The organism is Pseudomonas sp. JL27(2026) (assembly GCF_056933555.1).
Map to the genome: position 1 here is coordinate 3,908,878 of NZ_CM167794.1, position 15,362 is coordinate 3,924,239.

A 15,362-nucleotide genomic window follows, 5' to 3' on the forward strand; every position below is an offset into this window, starting at 1 on the left:
GCAGGAAGCACAAAGGCACGTCGTTCCTATAAAACGAATGCACTCGGGAAAAATTAGCGACACCGGGCAACAATCAGACAGGCCCGCCGGGCCTGGCCGAACGCGCACAAAAAGACGCCCCGTCACCGTGGGTGACAGGGCCTTGTGCAGCCATCAAAGAAAGGTCAGAACGAGGAAGCGAGCGTCGCGTTGTCGAGCGAATGCGCACGTGCGTGGCGCCGATGATGAACGTCCAGATGATCCTTGATCATGCGGATTACCTTGGCTTCATGCTCATGGATGAAAAAGTGCCCACCGGCCAGCATGTCCACCGAAAAGCTGCCGTGGGTTTCCTTGCTCCAGCCGATCAACTGAGCAGTGGTCGCTTTGTCGTTCGTTCCGCCGAGCACATGCACCGGGCAGTTGAGCAAGGGGCGGATCAGCGGACGGAAGCCGCCGCACAGCAGGAAGTCGGCCCGCAGGATCGGCAAGGTCAGGCTCATCAACTCTTTGTTGGCCAGTACCTCTTCGCGGGTGCCGTTCAAACTGCGCAATTGCTCGATCAACTGCGCGTCGTTCTTGGGTTCGGCGAAACCACGGTCATAGTCGGCGCGCATGCTCGGCGCCGCCGTTCCCGAGGCGAACAACGCCACCGGCTCCGGGCAACCGAGCGCCCGCAAGGCGTGGGCCAGCTCACAGGCCAGCAACGCCCCCAGGCTATGGCCGAACAGCGCATACGGCGTGCTTAACGTCAGCTTGCATTCGCGGGCCAACTGTTGGGCCAGCTCACGCATGTCGGTGTGCAAGGCCTCGCCAAAACGCGCACCGCGCCCCGGTAATTCCACCGGTTGCAATTGCAGCCAGTCCGGCAGCTTGCGCCGCCAGCGGCTATAAACCATCGCGCTCGCCCCGGAGTACGGCAGGCACAGCAGTGTCAGCTTGGTCACCGCGCTTACCCTCAATTCGTTATCCATTCACCAGAGAACGCATGAAGGCCTGAGGAAATTAGCGCAAACCGTCCAAACGCCGATAACTTTGCACCGCCGCCCCCAGCACCACCGCACCCGCCGCAATGGCGATCCAGAACCCGCTGCGCGCCCCAAAGGCATCCACCACCCAACCGGAACTGGCCGCGCCAATCGCCACCCCGACACTCAGGCCGGTGACCAGCCAGGTCAGGCCTTCGGTGAGCTTGGCCGGTGGCACGATGCGCTCCACCAGCGCCATGGCGACAATCAGTGTCGGCGCAAAAAACAGCCCCGCCACAAACACCGCCAGCGACAGCCCGAGGATGTTCCCCGCCAACAGCAGCGGCAGGGTCGTCACCGCTGTTGCCACGCCGCCATACAAGAACAACCGTGGCAGCGGCACCTGAAGCTTCAACGCACCGAACGCCAGCCCGGCCAGGCACGAACCGATGGCATACACCGACAACACGATGCTCGCGGCCGCCGGTTGCCCCTGTTGCTGGGCGAACGCGACGCTGACCACATCGACCACGCCGACAATCACCCCCATGGCGAGCATCAGCAGCATCAACAGGCGGATCTCCCCGGAACGGATGATCGAACCGTAGGCTTCTTCCTCGTGAGGATGAACCGGCGGCTCGGTGCCCTTCTGCCAGACAAATGCCGTGACGCCGACCGCCAGCATCAACAACGCCGCCAACGGTCCAGCCTCGGGAAACGCCACCACGCACAAGCCAACGGACAACGGCGGCCCGACGATGAAACACACTTCGTCGAGCACCGACTCCAGCGCATAAGCGGTTTGCAACTGCGGCTGGCCGCGATACAACTCGGTCCAGCGTGCCCGCACCATTGCCGACATGCTCGGCATGCACCCGGCCAGCGCGGCAAACACAAACAGCGTCCAGTCGGGTGCCTGCAAACGGGTGCACAGCAACAGCATCAACAGCGCCCCGCCCCCCACCAGCGCCGAAACCGGCAGCACCCGGCCCTGGCCAAAGCGATCGACCATGCGCGACACCTGCGGCGCGCAAAACGCCGTGGCCAGGGCAAACGTCGCCGCCACTGCCCCGGCGAGACCATACCCGCCATGTAATTGCGAGAGCATGGTGATCAGCCCGATGCCAGTCATGGAGATCGGCATGCGCGCAATCATTCCTGCCAGCACAAACGCCCGGCTGCCTGGGGCGTTGAACAGTTCGTGATAAGGGTTTGCCATGTCGTCCCGACCTCTGAAAGTCCCTGCAACTTGCCACATTCAGGCGTTGCGGTAAAAATACATACGATGCGTATGTGAGAAAGCATGAGAACATACGCGCCGTATGTCAAATCCAAAAACTACTCACCGAGGGAGAACCATGAGCCAGCGTCCACGCGCCGAAATGATCGAAGAAACCCGCGCCAAACTGATCACCAGTGCACGTCAGGCCTTTGGGACTCAAGGCTACGGCAACACCTCGATGGACGATTTCACCGCACAGGTCGGCCTGACCCGTGGCGCGTTGTACCACCACTTTGGTGACAAAAAAGGCCTGCTCGCCGCCGTCGTCGCGCAGATCGACGCCGAAATGGACGCCCGGCTCGACGCAATTTCCGCCAACGCACGCGACCCCTGGAGCGGTTTCTGCCAGCGCTGCACCGCCTACCTGGAAATGGCCCAGGAAGCGGAAATCCAGCGCATCATGCTGCTCGACGCCCCGGCCGTCCTCGGCGACCTGACCCTGACCTTGCAACACGACTGCATCCACACCCTAAGCCGTTTGCTCGAACACCTGATGCAGCAAAACCTCGTCACCCACGCCCCACCGCAAGCGCTGGCACGCCTGATCAACGGCAGCCTGGTGGACGCGGCTCTGTGGATCGCCCGCGACGAAGCCCCTGGCGAACGGCTGCGCGAGGCGCTGCAAGGGCTGGAGTTGTTGTTGCGGGGGTTGCGCGTGGTGACAGATGTCAGGGGTAGTTAGTCGCGCCCACTTCCCAACCACAATCTGAAAACCCGGTCGGAAATATCCTCATTCCTCAAGGAATCCGTAGGAACCCATCCGACACCGATAAACATTCACTGAAAACCGCCATCACCTTGATATCATCCTGAACCGTTCAACACAGCCCCGGCCCTGTGCCTACACAAAGCGAGCCACGCCATGACCACCAAACCCAACATCGGCCCCCACGCCAACACCGCACACAACCGAATGACATTCGACGCGGCCTTCACCCACATTTACGCCAACCCGACCACCGCTTACTCCACCACGGGTGACGGCACGCCGTTCACCGCCCGCGCCGCGTTGACGACCCGGGGCGTGCACAAGGGTGAGCGCGTGATTATTTTCCGCTCCGACGGCCAGGATCGCGCCCGCGCCTATGAATGCTGCTGGGGCCATGGCACCAACTGCAACCGCACGCACATCGCCTGCTACAGCGAAGCCGTGTGACCCTGGCACGACGCGTGTTTCGTCACGCGTCGGTTAATCCGACACGGCGCCAACATTTTCGCTGTTGTCAGCTATCCTGCCTCCTCCCATGATTCAACCGTCAACGGGTACAGCGGAGCTGTTCAATAAAAACCCGAATTCAAGGAGCCAGAATGACCCACCGTGTGCAGTGCAGCATTGATGCCCCTCCCCGCTCAGGCCTGAGCCGGGACCAGGTCTGGGAAGCCGCCGACAAAGGCCTGATCAAATGCTGGGAAATCGGCCGTGAACGCGCCGCCCGCTTCCCTGAACTGGCGCAACGCTGCCTGGCCGGTGAACTGCCGGTGCTGGGCTGGAAGGGCGGCGTCAGTCGCAGCCTGAAGAAACGCGACAAATACGGCTCCCTCAAATACCTCGCGCAATGGCAAGGCCTGCGCGGCGAAGACCTGGACATCGACCTGACTCAGGAACAGGCGCTGACCTGCTCCCGGACGCAGATGCAGGTGACGTTTACGCCGGATCGCTCGAAGTACTTCAATCAGCCCGCTGAAGTGCAAGCCTAGGAGCGAAGCATGCCAGGTCGACTTGCACCCTCACGCGCGCCCATCGTTTCCGTGCTGATCCACCACGTTGAAACGCCCAGCCTGAGCATCGCGTACGAAACGCACGGCCCGTCTTCGGGCGAGCCGGTGATTCTGCTTCACGGCTTCCCCTACGACCCGCGCGCCTATGATGACATCGCGCCGGGTTTGGCCGAGCGTGGCTATCGGGTGATCGTGCCATACCTGCGCGGCTACGGGCCTACCCGCTTCAACAGCCCTCACACGCTGCGTTCCGGTCAACAAGCGGCCCTGGCCCAGGACCTGCTGGAATTGATGGACGGGTTGGCCATCGACCGCGCTGCCCTCTGCGGTTACGACTGGGGTGGCCGGGCCGCGTGTATCGTCGCGGCGCTGTGGCCCGAGCGCGTTCGTTGCCTGGTGACCGGCGACGGCTACAACATTCAGAACATCGCCGCCTCCACGCAACCGCTGGCGCCGCTCACCGAGCATCGGCTCTGGTATCAGTATTATTTTCACACTCAGCGCGGCGTCGACGGTTTGACGGCCCATCGCCGGGAGCTGTGCGCGTTACTCTGGCAACTGTGGTCGCCGACCTGGGCCCAAGGGCCAGACTTGTATCCGCTGAGCGCGCCGGCCTTTGACAACCCGGACTTTGTCGAGGTGGTGATTCACTCCTATCGGCACCGGTTCATGTACGCGCCGGGCGACCCGGCGCTGGAGGGGATTGAACAGGCACTGGCCCGGCAACCGGTGATCAGCGTGCCGAGTATTTCATTATGCGCAGCGGATGACGGCGTGGGGCCGGCAACGGACGTTGATGAGGACCTGGGGCTGTTCACCGGCCCTTACCAGCGGCGGATTCTGCCAGGCGTCGGCCACAACATTCCTCAGGAAGCGCCGCAGGCCACGCTCAATGCGCTGCTGGAATTACTTGAAGGCCACTGAAGGCCGGTGAATGATCGGCCCTTGGCCTAATGCCTGCCAGTTAAGTGAACTCCCTGTGTGTGCGGGCCTGCTCCGGATGGCGATCCGACGAAGGCGTCGGCACATTCAACATCACTGTTTGCTGACACACCGCTTTCGCGAGCAAGCCCGCTCCCACAGGTTACACACCTTAACTGACCGGCATTAGCCCCTGGCCGGGCAAAAATCGTTACACTGGCGGCCCGCCAAGGACGCCATCAGGACACGGAATGTTGCCCCGCTCTTCTCCCCTTCGACGCACGCTGGTGCGCTGGCTGTACGCCGCCGCCCTCGTGCATTTGCTCGTCAGCCTGGTGCTGACCTGGGCCGGCCACTCGGGTGTGCTCGACGGTTATCTGAACACTGTCGAACACGCATTCTGGGTCGATGCCGTACCCACCGCCGCCCGCTCGCAGCAAGTCTGGTGGCTCGCGCTGTTCGGCGCCACGCTGCAAAGTTATTCGCTGTACATGCTGGCGCTGGTGCATATCGGTAATCGGCTGAAAACTCCCATGGCCTGGGGTTGGCTGATGGCCGGGATCATCGTGTGGGCGCCGCAGGACATGCTGCTTTCTATCCGGGCCCAGGTCTGGTCCCACCTGTGGTTCGACAGCGTCGCGCTGCTGACCCTGTTGCCGCCGCTGTTCTGGCTGTACCGCCATGACCGTCGTAATTCATTGAATGAGTCTGACCATGCCTGATTTTTCCCTTCTGGACTGGGCGGTCGCCCTGTTGATCGCCCAGGCGATACTCGGTGCACTGGACACGATTTATCACCACGAACTGACCGTCGCCCTGCCCTATCGCCATGGTGCGCGGCTGGAGTTGTCGATCCACGCGATGCGCTCGTGCTTCTACGGCATCCTGTTCATGGGCATGGCCCACCTGGCCTTTCACGGCACCTGGGCGATTGTCATCGCAGCGCTGTTTGCCCTCGAAATCTGCCTGACGCTGTGGGACTTCGTGGTCGAGGATCGCACCCGCAAACTGCCGGCCATCGAGCGCATCATGCACACGGTGCTGGCGGTCAACGGCGGTGCATTCTTTGCCCTGTACGGCGTACAACTGGCGCAGTGGTCGGACCTGCCCACGGGGTTGGTGGCCATCGATTTCGGCTGGCGCGGCTGGTTGCTCACGCTGTTCGCGGTGGGCGTGACCGCCTCGGGCATTCGCGACGGTCTCGCAGCCCTACGCATGCAGCGCGAAGGCAAACCGGCCAACCCGTTCGGCGGTGGCGCTTACAAACGCGTGCTGGTGACGGGCGGCACCGGGTTCATCGGTGAAACCCTGGTCAATCAACTGCTCGACGCTGGCCACACGGTTAGTGTCTTGGCGCGCGACCCGCTGAAAGCCGCGTACCTGTTCGACGGTCGCGCCCGTTGCCTGCGTTCGCTGAGCAAACTGGGCCACCGTGAAACCTTCGACGTGATCATCAACCTGGCAGGCGCCCCAGTCGCCGGACCACGCTGGAGCGCCAGGCGCCAGGCGCAGTTGCTGGCCAGCCGCGTCAACACCACCGAGGCGTTGATTGCCTGGCTGAAGAACGCCAGGCACACCCCCGAATTGTGGATTCAGGCCTCGGCCATTGGTTTCTACGGCGTGCGCGACGCCTCGCAAACCCTGGATGAAAACGCCTCGATGGGCGACGGTTTCATGGCTGAACTGTGCTCGCGCTGGGAAGCCGCCGCGCAACCGGCCGTGGCCCTTGGCGTGCGTCAGGTGGTGATGCGCCTGGGCGTGGTATTCGGCCCCGGCGGCGCGTTGTTGCCGCTGCTGATTCCATTCCGCCTGGGGTTCGGCGGACGCATGGGCGATGGTCAGCAGATCATGAGTTGGGTCCATCGCGACGACGTGATTCAGGTCATCGCCCGCGCCTTCAACGACAGCAGCCTGAGCGGTACGTACAACGTGGTGGCCCCGGACGCGGTCAGTCAGGCGGTGTTCGCCGACAGTGTCGGCAAGGCGCTCAAGCATCCGGTGTGGCTGCACATTCCAGCCGCCCCCGTGCGGGCCTTGGCAGGTGAAATGGCGCAGCTGTTTTTCGACGGTCAGCGTGTCGTGCCAAAGCGCTTGAACGAGGCTGGCTACACCTTCCGCTACCCGACGCTCGACGCCGCCCTGCGCGACCTGGCCTGAGGACGACCGATGAGCAAGCCCCTGTTGTACCTGTTGGCCGGCAACGGCAGCGCCGCCGATTGGTGGGACGACGCCGTGCCGCATTTTCAGCGCTACCAGGTGATGCCGCTGGAGTTGCCGGGCTTTGGCGACAACCCGCAGGCGCCGTGCGCAGACCTGAGCGCCTACGCCCAGGCATTGCTGGCCGCAACGGTAGCAGGCAGCGCGATCATGGCGGTCGGGGTCAACGCGCTGTTGGTGCTGCATGCCTTGCAACGTAAACCGGGGCACTTTTCCCGCAGCGTCTTGCTGGCGCCAGTGGGGGCATTTTTGTGGCAACGGCGGTTGCCGGCACTGATGTCACCGTTGCCGATCCGTAAAACCATTCACTGGTTGCTGGCGAACACACCGACGCTGTTTGCGCACAAGTTTTCCGTCCGGCCCTGGACGCCCGCGCAGTATCAGCGCATGGGCGCCGGTTACGCACGCTGCCGGGCCTTCGTGCCGTACTGGGAGCAACTTCGGGCCGACACCGCGTTGCCCCTGCTGGAATGGGTCAGTGATTCGGTCGAGCTGGTCTGGGGCGATCAGGACAAGGTGCTGGGCATCGCGCAAGCAGCCGCGTGGTCGGCCATCCTCGCCCGGGCAGACCTGACCATCAGCCTGAAACCCGGTTGGGGCCATTACCCGTGGATCGATGCACCGGCCGAGTTCGCCGCGTGGCTGGAGTCCGGCGAGCGCGGTTTCGTCGCCCACACCAAGGGCGGTCGGTTGCGGTTGGCGACGCTGGCCGGGCAAGCGGTGCCGCCCGCCCTGTCGCTGAACGCCTGTGACGATTCGCGGTTGCCGGCGTTTCTGGCCAGCCAACCCGGCGCGAGCTGGGCGGTGCGTTCGTCCAGCTATGGCGAGGATCAGGCCGACGCGGCGAATGCCGGGTTGAGCACCACGTTCCTGCGTGAACCGACCGACAACGTGCCCACACGCATCGCGCAACTGAGCGCGGACGGTGTCGAGGAAGTGGTGGTGCAACGCTTCATCACGCCATTGCTGTCCGGGATCGCGTTTGTGCGGCATCTGTCGGTGGAGCTGGAGTGGGTCGAAGGTCATCTCGAATCTCTGGCCGACGGTCACGTCACGCCTGAGCGGGCGATTCTGTCGCGACTGGGTGACGCCTGGCGCAGCGGTGAATTCAAGGCCACTCATGGCCTGACAGCGGACCGTTTGTGGCAGTTCCTGCAGGGCGTGTTGCGGGTCTTTCATTACGTGCCCGGTGATGTCGAATGGGCCTGGGACGGCCGCCAGTTGTGGTTGCTGCAATACCGGCCGATCAGCGATTACGGCTGGCGCCGGCACCTGACCGCCGCCAACATCGCCGAGATCCTCCCGCCGCAACCCAGCCGCTTGGTGGAGTACGCCCAACGGCGCGCAGCGGCGAGCATTCCGGCGATCATGGCCCGTTGGGATTCGCGGGTGTTACAGGACAACGAACCGTTCACCGCCGTGTTCGGCGGCGCGTCCTATATCAACAATGACCTGTTCCTGGCACGGCTGGCGGATTGGGGCGTTTCGGCCGCCAGTTATGCCGGCGAAGTCGGCGGCGCCACACCGCACCTGCCATGGCGGCGGCTGCGCCTGTTGCGGTCGCTGCCGTTGTTCCTGCGCATGCAGCGCAAGGCGCGCCAGCATCTGCTGACACTGGAAAACGGGCTACGGCGCTTCGATCAGGAACTGGCCGAACTGACGGCGGCCAATGCCAGTGGCCAGCAACTCGCCGACTGGTTCACGCGTTTCTACGTGTTCGTGGTGCAAGGCAACCTGTGCATCGCCACGGCGCTGGCCAGCAGCGGCGGCGAACTGCTGGGCCGTCCGCCCACCGCTTACGACAACCTCGAACACTGCCCGCATCGCCTGCCGTGGGAAACCGATCCGGGCACCCCGCGCCCGGCACCGACGGCGTTGCCATTGCAGGCGTTTGCACAGTGGTCCGGCGCGATCAGCCTCGCCCACTCGCTCGGGTTGCCAGGCATGCGCGGTCATTACCTGCAAGTGCGCGAATGGTATCGCGACAACCTCATGCGGGTGTTTTTCCGCCTGCACCACGCGGTGCCGTTGGCCGACCGCGCCTACTGGTTCGCACCTCACACGCATGCGCGCAGCCGCGACGGGAGTTTCTGGCAGGACGGCCGCGAAGGCACCGAGCACGCCACCGGGTTCATGATTTATCCGGGGCAGGTGCAAGGCATTCTGGGCGACGACATTCTGCTCGAAGACACCCTCGACCCTGGCCGTCACGCCCACTATCAAGCGGCACGAGCGGTGATCGCGCGCATGGGGGGGCGCTTGTCCCACGGCTCGACCTTGTTACGCGAGTTGCGTAAACCTTCAGCGGTGCTCCCCCACGTGGACCCGACCTGGCTGGGCTGCGAGGTGCTGTACCGCGATGGCGAGTTGACGCGGGTGCAGTAAACGCCTCAGCGTTCGGCCGAAAAACGCTCCCGGTACGCTTGGGGCGTTACACCCATGACCCTGAAGAAACTGCGACGCAAGGTTTCTTCACTGCCGAAACCACACTGCACGGCGATCCGCTTGATCGCCACACCGGTATCACTGAGCAAACGCCGGGCCGTCTCGACGCGGATCAACTCAATGGCTCGCGCCGGGGTCTGACCGGTGTCGGCGCGGTAATGGCGCACGAAACTGCGTTCGCTCATGCCCGCCTGAAGCGCCAGCGTGGGAATGCCCAGGTCCATCGACAGGTTTTCGGCGATCCAGGCATGCAAGTCGTCGAAACGCTGGCCGTCGTTCTGCAGGGCCAACGTCACGCTGAACTGCGACTGACCGCCCGGCCGCTTGAGAAACACCACCAGTTGCCGGGCGACTTCCAGGGCCATGGCGCGGCCCAGGTCCTCTTCCACCAACGCCAACGCCAGGTCAATGCCAGCGGTGACCCCGGCCGAGGTCCAGACCGGGCCATCGTTGATGAAAATCGGGTTGGGTTCGACCTTGAGCAACGGATGTTGGCGCGCCAGTTGCTCGCAGCGCGTCCAATGTGTCACCACCCGCCGACCATTGAGCCAACCACTGGCCGCGAGCAGAAATGCCCCGGTACACACCGACGCCACCCGCCGTGACACCGCCGCCTGTTCGCGCACCCAGCTCACCAGCGGCTGGTCCTCGGCAGCCGCATAAACACCCCAGCCACCCGCGACAATCAGCGTGTCACAGGGCTGTGTCGGCAACGGCTCGGCCACCAGCGCCAACCCGGCCGAAGACATCACCGCCCCACCCGGTGCCGCGATCACACTGGCAGCATACGGCAGCGGCAGGCCCTGGCTCGCCGCCAGGTCATTGGCTGAGGCAAACACTTGCAACGGCCCGGTGACATCGAGCACTTGCACGTTGGCGAAGGCCAGCACATGAATGGTTTTCGGCGGTGTGTGCATGATTGGCGTAATTTGTGGGGTGATTGGCGTATGCGCCAAATCCTACGGGCCTACAGTCAAACCGTCCACCCATGTCGGGTGCGCCCAACCAGACCCAAGGGATTACGCCATGACGGTACACATCGGTTTTCTGTTGTTTCCACAGGTTCAACAACTGGACCTGACCGGCCCTTACGACGTGCTGGCCTCGCTGCCGGACGTGAAAGTGCATCTGGTCTGGAAAGACCTGTCCCCGGTGACCGCCAGCACCGGCCTGGTGTTGCTGCCGACCACCACGTTCGCCGATTGCCCGGCCCTGGACGTGATCTGTATCCCCGGTGGCAGCGGCGTCGGGCCATTGATCGAAGACCCGCAAACGCTGGAATTCATCCAGCACAAAGCCGCCAGTGCACGGTATGTCACCTCAGTGTGCACGGGAGCGTTGGTGCTGGGCGCGGCGGGGTTATTGCGGGGCAAACGTGCAACGACGCACTGGGCCTACCACGACTTGTTGAAACCATTGGGGGCGATCCCGGTTCAGGATCGGGTGGTGCGCGACGGCAATTTGTTGACCGGCGGCGGGATTACGGCAGGGATCGATTTTGCGCTGACCCTGGCCGCCGAACTGTTCGGCGATGATGTGGCGCAGTTGGTTCAGCTACAACTTGAGTATGCTCCGGCCCCACCATTCGACTCCGGCACCCCGCAGACTGCGCCACGGGCAATACTGGAGGAAGCCAACCGGCGTTCCGTGCAATCGGTGAAGCAGCGTGCCGAGATCATCGAACGCGCAGCGGCGCGACTTGATCGGGCATAAGCCATTGGTGTGTTCACGCGTAGATGTGGTCCGGGGGTAACTACTCCGGCCAGCCAACCAGGCCCCGGCCACATCGACGTTGCGACGTTAGGCGGTAACCGCGCTGCCTAGTGCCTCACGAGCGTAATCGATCGCTTGCTGGACGGTCTGCAAGCCATCGGCCTGATCGTCCGGGATGGTGATGTCGAACTCGTTTTCGAGTGCGAGTACCAGTTCAACCCTGGCCAGCGAATCGGCTTCCAGGTCCTCGGCAAACGAATGGACGCTCAGCACTTTGGCTTCCTCGACGCCCAATTCCCTTGCTACCACTCTTTTGACGCGTTGTTCGATAGTGTCCATAGCCATTCCTTGGTGTGTTGCACTAATTTAAGAGGTCGGTTGCGCTTACATCACAGTCAGTTGCATGAGGCCACCGGAGAATCGACCGCTTTCCGGTACGAAGCACAGAATGCGCTGGCCCTGTTTCAGACGACCGGATTCGATCAACTCATGCACCATGATGTAGATCGATGCCGCGCCGGTGTTACCGCGCTGCGACAGGTTGGTGAACCAGCGTTCCTGAGGGATATCAAACTCGTTGTCTGCCAGGCACTGCGCAATCGGCTTGCGGAAGTACTCGGAGGACATGTGCGGCAGGAACCAGTCGATGTGCTCTGGCGACAGGTTGCGCTTGACCATGACTTCACGCAGCGGTTTGCCGAGGGAGTAGTTGACCACGTTCTCGTTGAGCAGGCGCACGTCCTGCTTGATCGCGAAAATCGAACGCTCGCCCCACTGTGCCGGGCTCAGCAGTTTCCAGCTGGTCAGTTCCTCGTTGTCACCCTTCTCTGCACCGGCATACATGCAGGTTGGCAGTACGTCGGCGTAGGAGAAAATGTCCACCCAGTCGATCCGCAGCGAAGTGCCCGTATTGCGTGGCTTGTTCTCGATCAGGAACGCGCCGGCACCGTCGGACAGCATCCAGCGCAGGAAGTCTTTTTCGAACGCGATTTCCGGGCGAGCGGCCAACTGCGCGACCAGGGCTTCGTTTTCGCTGTCGAAGTTGCGAGCATGCAGCACTGGCGACAGCACTTCGGAAGCCGTGGCCACCGCGTTGTTGCTGGCACCCGACAGTACCGACAGGTACGCGTATTTCAGTGCGGTCAAACCGGCCAGGCAGATACCGGCGGTGGACACCACTTCGCAGGGTTTGTTACCCAAAACACCGTGCACCATCACACCGTGGTTAGGCATGAGTTGGTCAGGCAAGGTGGTACCGGTCGACAGGCATTCAATGTTATCCAGGGCAAAACCATCGCCCACCAGGCCTTTGACTGCCAGGGCAGTGATGTCGGCGTTGGTGAACTTTGGAATCCCGGTTTCCCGGTCGAGTACGTAATAACGCTGTTTGATGCCGTTATTGCGCAAGACCACCTGACGTGACCGTGAAGGACGCCCGCCCACATAACCGAGAATGCTTTCCATCGTATCGTTGTCCACTGCCTCACCCGGCATGAAAGTGGACGTCTTCGTAATATAGGCAAACGAATCACTCATAGCATTTCACTCTTCGGCTTTAAGGTTTAGTTGCGACCCGGACGGTTGTTCGTAGTAATGCTGCAACGCATCAATACGCGCCCGGATGAAGGGATGAAGCAAACGACGTAACACTAATGAAATCGGCAGAACGGTTGTAATTACCAACATCAGGTACACGAGGAACAACATCATCAAGCTCGCTCTTACTGCGCTTCCATACTTGCTGCAACGGACAATAAGACCGGACCAGAATCTGAATCCGCGGTGGGCCGCTTTTTCGCTGAGAATCAACCCTGGGTTGACCACGGCAGCACCCAGGCCGCTGAGCATCGGCGCATCGATTTTTTCCCGATCGTTGGCCAGTGCTTCGCGAAGCGCCCGACCGAAGCGCGAGGCACCCTTGATATCGGCGTCGCTGATCCCGGCACGTGGCAATCCGTAAAACGACTCGCGACGCCCGGTAAACATCCAGCGCGGCGTGGTGATCAGGGTGGCGAAGGTGTTGGCACGGTCGGTAAACACCACGTTATCGCGCAACTGGGCACCGGCCTCGGTCAGCAGCCGCTTGACCGCCTCCTGGGCCATCAACCACATGTTGCGGCAGGCAATCACCGTCACTACCGGACGCCCGGCCACCAAGCGTTTACCCTCTTCACTCTTGAGGAACGCGGTGATCAACGGCGACGGCGACAAATACCAGACCTGATAAGCCAGGATGACCAGGTCAAAGGGTGCTTGCGTGTCCACTTGCAACGGTTCGATCGCCGGCGGTGAAAGTTGCACGGTTTCAGGAAATACGTTGAAGAACGTAGTGACCGGCCACGGGAACGGATAGGCCGACGCAGGCTTCAAGACAACTTCATGAATAAACACTTCATTCGCCTCACGCAAAGGCGAAATCAAACTTTCGATGACTGAACTCAACTGCCCACTTTGAGAATAGCGCACGACCAGGACTCGCTTCATAAGCGTGTTGACCCTTTTATTAAACTGCGAATAACAAGGCAGCCAGTTCATGACAACTTAATGACAGCCCAACTAACAAGCGACGAAAATAAAACAGCAAAAAACGCCCACCGGGCATAACTTTTTCGTAATAATTGAAGCTAAAAAAACAAAAGAAACCGCGCACACAGCAAAGCACCAGGCTAAATTGCGACATTTTTTAGTTGAACTACGCAGAATGAAAAACGCCCGCCCCTTATTTCAAATCATCACGTCCCTTTGCGGGCATGAAAAATAAGGAATGGTCTTCCACCCGGGGTTATCCCCGTCTTGTGTTCCAGACTCTACTCGGATTTTTCCTACGGTAAACCTACCAATATTGGTAGGTCCTCCAAACTGGTCACCACAATTAATTTGTGCTCTTATCGCGAGTTTTTCTCAATGGCGGGACTGTTTCAGCGTCGACGATTTCAGCGCCTGTCTACCGCGCCTATGAGCAGGATCAAACCGGGCGCGCCATCAAGGCCAGACGCAAGGCAAGCACCAGCAGCACGACGGCCAAAACCCAGGCCTGTGCACGTGAAAACCTCGAAGAGGCCGAGAAACAGCGACTCAGGGCGCCGCCGAAGATACCTAGCAGCGTATGGAACACAACGCTCACCAGTGTCAAAACAACGCCCAGGCTGATCAACTGAAAGGCGACCGCCCCCTCTTCCGGGCGGACAAATTGCGGCAGGAACACCATGAAAAACAGCACAGCCTTGGGGTTCAATACGCTATTGAACAGCGCCCGCACCAGCACCGTCTTCAATGGCACCAAGGGAGCCTGCGACACTGTGTCGCTCGTAGGACGCTGCAAGGCCTTGAGCGCCAACCAAAGCAAATAAAGCACGCCGGCATAACGAATCAGGTCAAAAGCCGGGGGCCAACCGGCAATGATCGCTGTGACTCCCGTAGCAGTCAGAAGAGTAAGCACCAGGTCGGCAACCCCAATGCCCACGCCCGACGCAACACCGCCACGCCAGCCGTATCGCACGCCATGACTGATGACAAACGCCATGTTCGGCCCCGGCGACATAAGCAAGAGCAGCACTGCACCGATGAACATCGAAAGGCTTGCAAGGTCGACCATGGCCACGGCGCTCCGTCATCAAAGGCCGTAGATTAGGGCGCCGATCTGATACAGACAAAAAATTGATCTGGATACAAAGCACCCAACCCATGACCACTGCTGAGTTCGCTGAGGCAACTCACGACCCAGCCCCCCTGCGCGAGGTGCTCAAGGCCTGATACCCGGGTTTTCCATCGCCCATAAAAAAACCCGCCGAAGCGGGTTTTTCCAAGACCATAATGACATCCTGTCAGCGGCCGTCCTGGCCTATGGTCGATCATCCATGATCCTGAGCGCGTCCTGCGCTTCAGTTGATGAAGCTAGATTAGACCCATCGCCCAAGGGTAAATAGACGATAAAGCATCTACCACGTGTAAGCCTTTGACGATCCGACATCGCAGTCGAAAAAACGGGCGTTGTGCAGACGAAAAAAAACCCGCCGAAGCGGGTTTTTCCAAGACCATCACGACTCCATGTCGGCAGCGTTCCTTGCTTATGGTCGATCATCCGTGATCCTGAGCACATCCTGTGCTTCAGTTGATGG

General features: G+C 61.4%; 15 protein-coding genes. 8 read left to right on the forward strand and 7 right to left on the reverse strand.

The genetic code is table 11. From position 1 onward, the window contains the following. Positions 1-164: 164 nt before the first annotated feature. Together AC1Z1G_RS17750 and AC1Z1G_RS17755 are read right to left on the reverse strand one after the other, a co-directional pair. On the reverse strand, positions 165-926 hold the full coding sequence (locus AC1Z1G_RS17750) for a thioesterase II family protein (RefSeq protein ID WP_483621365.1): 762 nt from the start codon (positions 924-926) through the stop codon (positions 165-167). Positions 927-984: 58 nt separating this feature from the next. Next, the gene (locus tag AC1Z1G_RS17755; RefSeq protein WP_483621367.1) at positions 985-2,166 is read right to left on the reverse strand and encodes an MFS transporter; all 1,182 of its coding nucleotides are present in this window, start codon (positions 2,164-2,166) and stop codon (positions 985-987) included. 139 nt (positions 2,167-2,305) lie between these two features. Between AC1Z1G_RS17755 and AC1Z1G_RS17760 the strand changes: the two genes are divergently transcribed. The 7 genes from AC1Z1G_RS17760 to AC1Z1G_RS17790 all read left to right on the forward strand — a co-directional run bounded on the left by AC1Z1G_RS17760 (position 2,306) and on the right by AC1Z1G_RS17790 (position 9,471). After that, positions 2,306-2,911 (forward strand): TetR/AcrR family transcriptional regulator, encoded by a 606-nt coding sequence (locus tag AC1Z1G_RS17760; RefSeq protein ID WP_483621369.1) that lies wholly within the window; start codon positions 2,306-2,308, stop codon positions 2,909-2,911. 180 nt (positions 2,912-3,091) lie between these two features. Next, positions 3,092-3,385 (forward strand): hypothetical protein, encoded by a 294-nt coding sequence (locus AC1Z1G_RS17765; RefSeq protein ID WP_483621371.1) that lies wholly within the window; start codon positions 3,092-3,094, stop codon positions 3,383-3,385. A 152-nt stretch (positions 3,386-3,537) separates the two neighbouring features. Beyond that, positions 3,538-3,927 (forward strand): hypothetical protein, encoded by a 390-nt coding sequence (locus AC1Z1G_RS17770; protein WP_483621373.1) that lies wholly within the window; start codon positions 3,538-3,540, stop codon positions 3,925-3,927. Positions 3,928-3,936: 9 nt separating this feature from the next. Continuing rightward, positions 3,937-4,872 carry an alpha/beta fold hydrolase gene (locus tag AC1Z1G_RS17775; protein ID WP_483621375.1) on the forward strand — a complete coding sequence of 312 codons (936 nt, stop codon included), beginning with the start codon at positions 3,937-3,939 and terminating at the stop codon, positions 4,870-4,872. Positions 4,873-5,120: 248 nt separating this feature from the next. Continuing rightward, positions 5,121-5,591 carry a cell division protein gene (locus AC1Z1G_RS17780; RefSeq protein WP_483621377.1) on the forward strand — a complete coding sequence of 157 codons (471 nt, stop codon included), beginning with the start codon at positions 5,121-5,123 and terminating at the stop codon, positions 5,589-5,591. Then, positions 5,584-7,026, forward strand: a complete 1,443-nt coding sequence (locus AC1Z1G_RS17785) for a TIGR01777 family oxidoreductase (RefSeq protein ID WP_483621379.1) — start codon at positions 5,584-5,586, stop codon at positions 7,024-7,026. The genes AC1Z1G_RS17780 and AC1Z1G_RS17785 overlap by 8 nt, the downstream gene beginning before the upstream one ends. Before the next feature lie 9 nt (positions 7,027-7,035). Continuing rightward, positions 7,036-9,471, forward strand: coding sequence for a PEP-utilizing enzyme (locus tag AC1Z1G_RS17790; protein WP_483621381.1), 2,436 nt, complete (start codon positions 7,036-7,038; stop codon positions 9,469-9,471). A 5-nt stretch (positions 9,472-9,476) separates the two neighbouring features. Here AC1Z1G_RS17790 and AC1Z1G_RS17795 read toward each other — a convergent pair whose 3' ends face one another. After that, the gene (locus AC1Z1G_RS17795) at positions 9,477-10,448 is read right to left on the reverse strand and encodes a GlxA family transcriptional regulator (protein ID WP_483621383.1); all 972 of its coding nucleotides are present in this window, start codon (positions 10,446-10,448) and stop codon (positions 9,477-9,479) included. A gap of 109 nt (positions 10,449-10,557) precedes the next feature. Between AC1Z1G_RS17795 and inhA the strand changes: the two genes are divergently transcribed. Further along, positions 10,558-11,244, forward strand: a complete 687-nt coding sequence (inhA, locus tag AC1Z1G_RS17800) for an isonitrile hydratase (protein WP_483621385.1) — start codon at positions 10,558-10,560, stop codon at positions 11,242-11,244. Between the two features lie 87 nt (positions 11,245-11,331). Here the strand turns inward: inhA and acpP are convergent, their stop codons facing one another. The 4 genes from acpP to AC1Z1G_RS17820 all read right to left on the reverse strand — a co-directional run bounded on the left by acpP (position 11,332) and on the right by AC1Z1G_RS17820 (position 14,839). Next, on the reverse strand, positions 11,332-11,583 hold the full coding sequence (gene acpP / locus AC1Z1G_RS17805; RefSeq protein ID WP_483621387.1) for an acyl carrier protein: 252 nt from the start codon (positions 11,581-11,583) through the stop codon (positions 11,332-11,334). A 45-nt stretch (positions 11,584-11,628) separates the two neighbouring features. Continuing rightward, entirely contained in the window at positions 11,629-12,780 is a 1,152-nt protein-coding gene (gene darB / locus AC1Z1G_RS17810) for a beta-ketoacyl synthase DarB (protein WP_483621389.1), read from the reverse strand. A gap of 6 nt (positions 12,781-12,786) precedes the next feature. Continuing rightward, positions 12,787-13,728, reverse strand: a complete 942-nt coding sequence (locus AC1Z1G_RS17815; RefSeq protein WP_483627903.1) for a dialkylrecorsinol condensing enzyme — start codon at positions 13,726-13,728, stop codon at positions 12,787-12,789. A gap of 481 nt (positions 13,729-14,209) precedes the next feature. Continuing rightward, positions 14,210-14,839, reverse strand: coding sequence for a LysE family translocator (locus AC1Z1G_RS17820; RefSeq protein WP_483621390.1), 630 nt, complete (start codon positions 14,837-14,839; stop codon positions 14,210-14,212). Positions 14,840-15,362 lie beyond the last annotated feature (523 nt).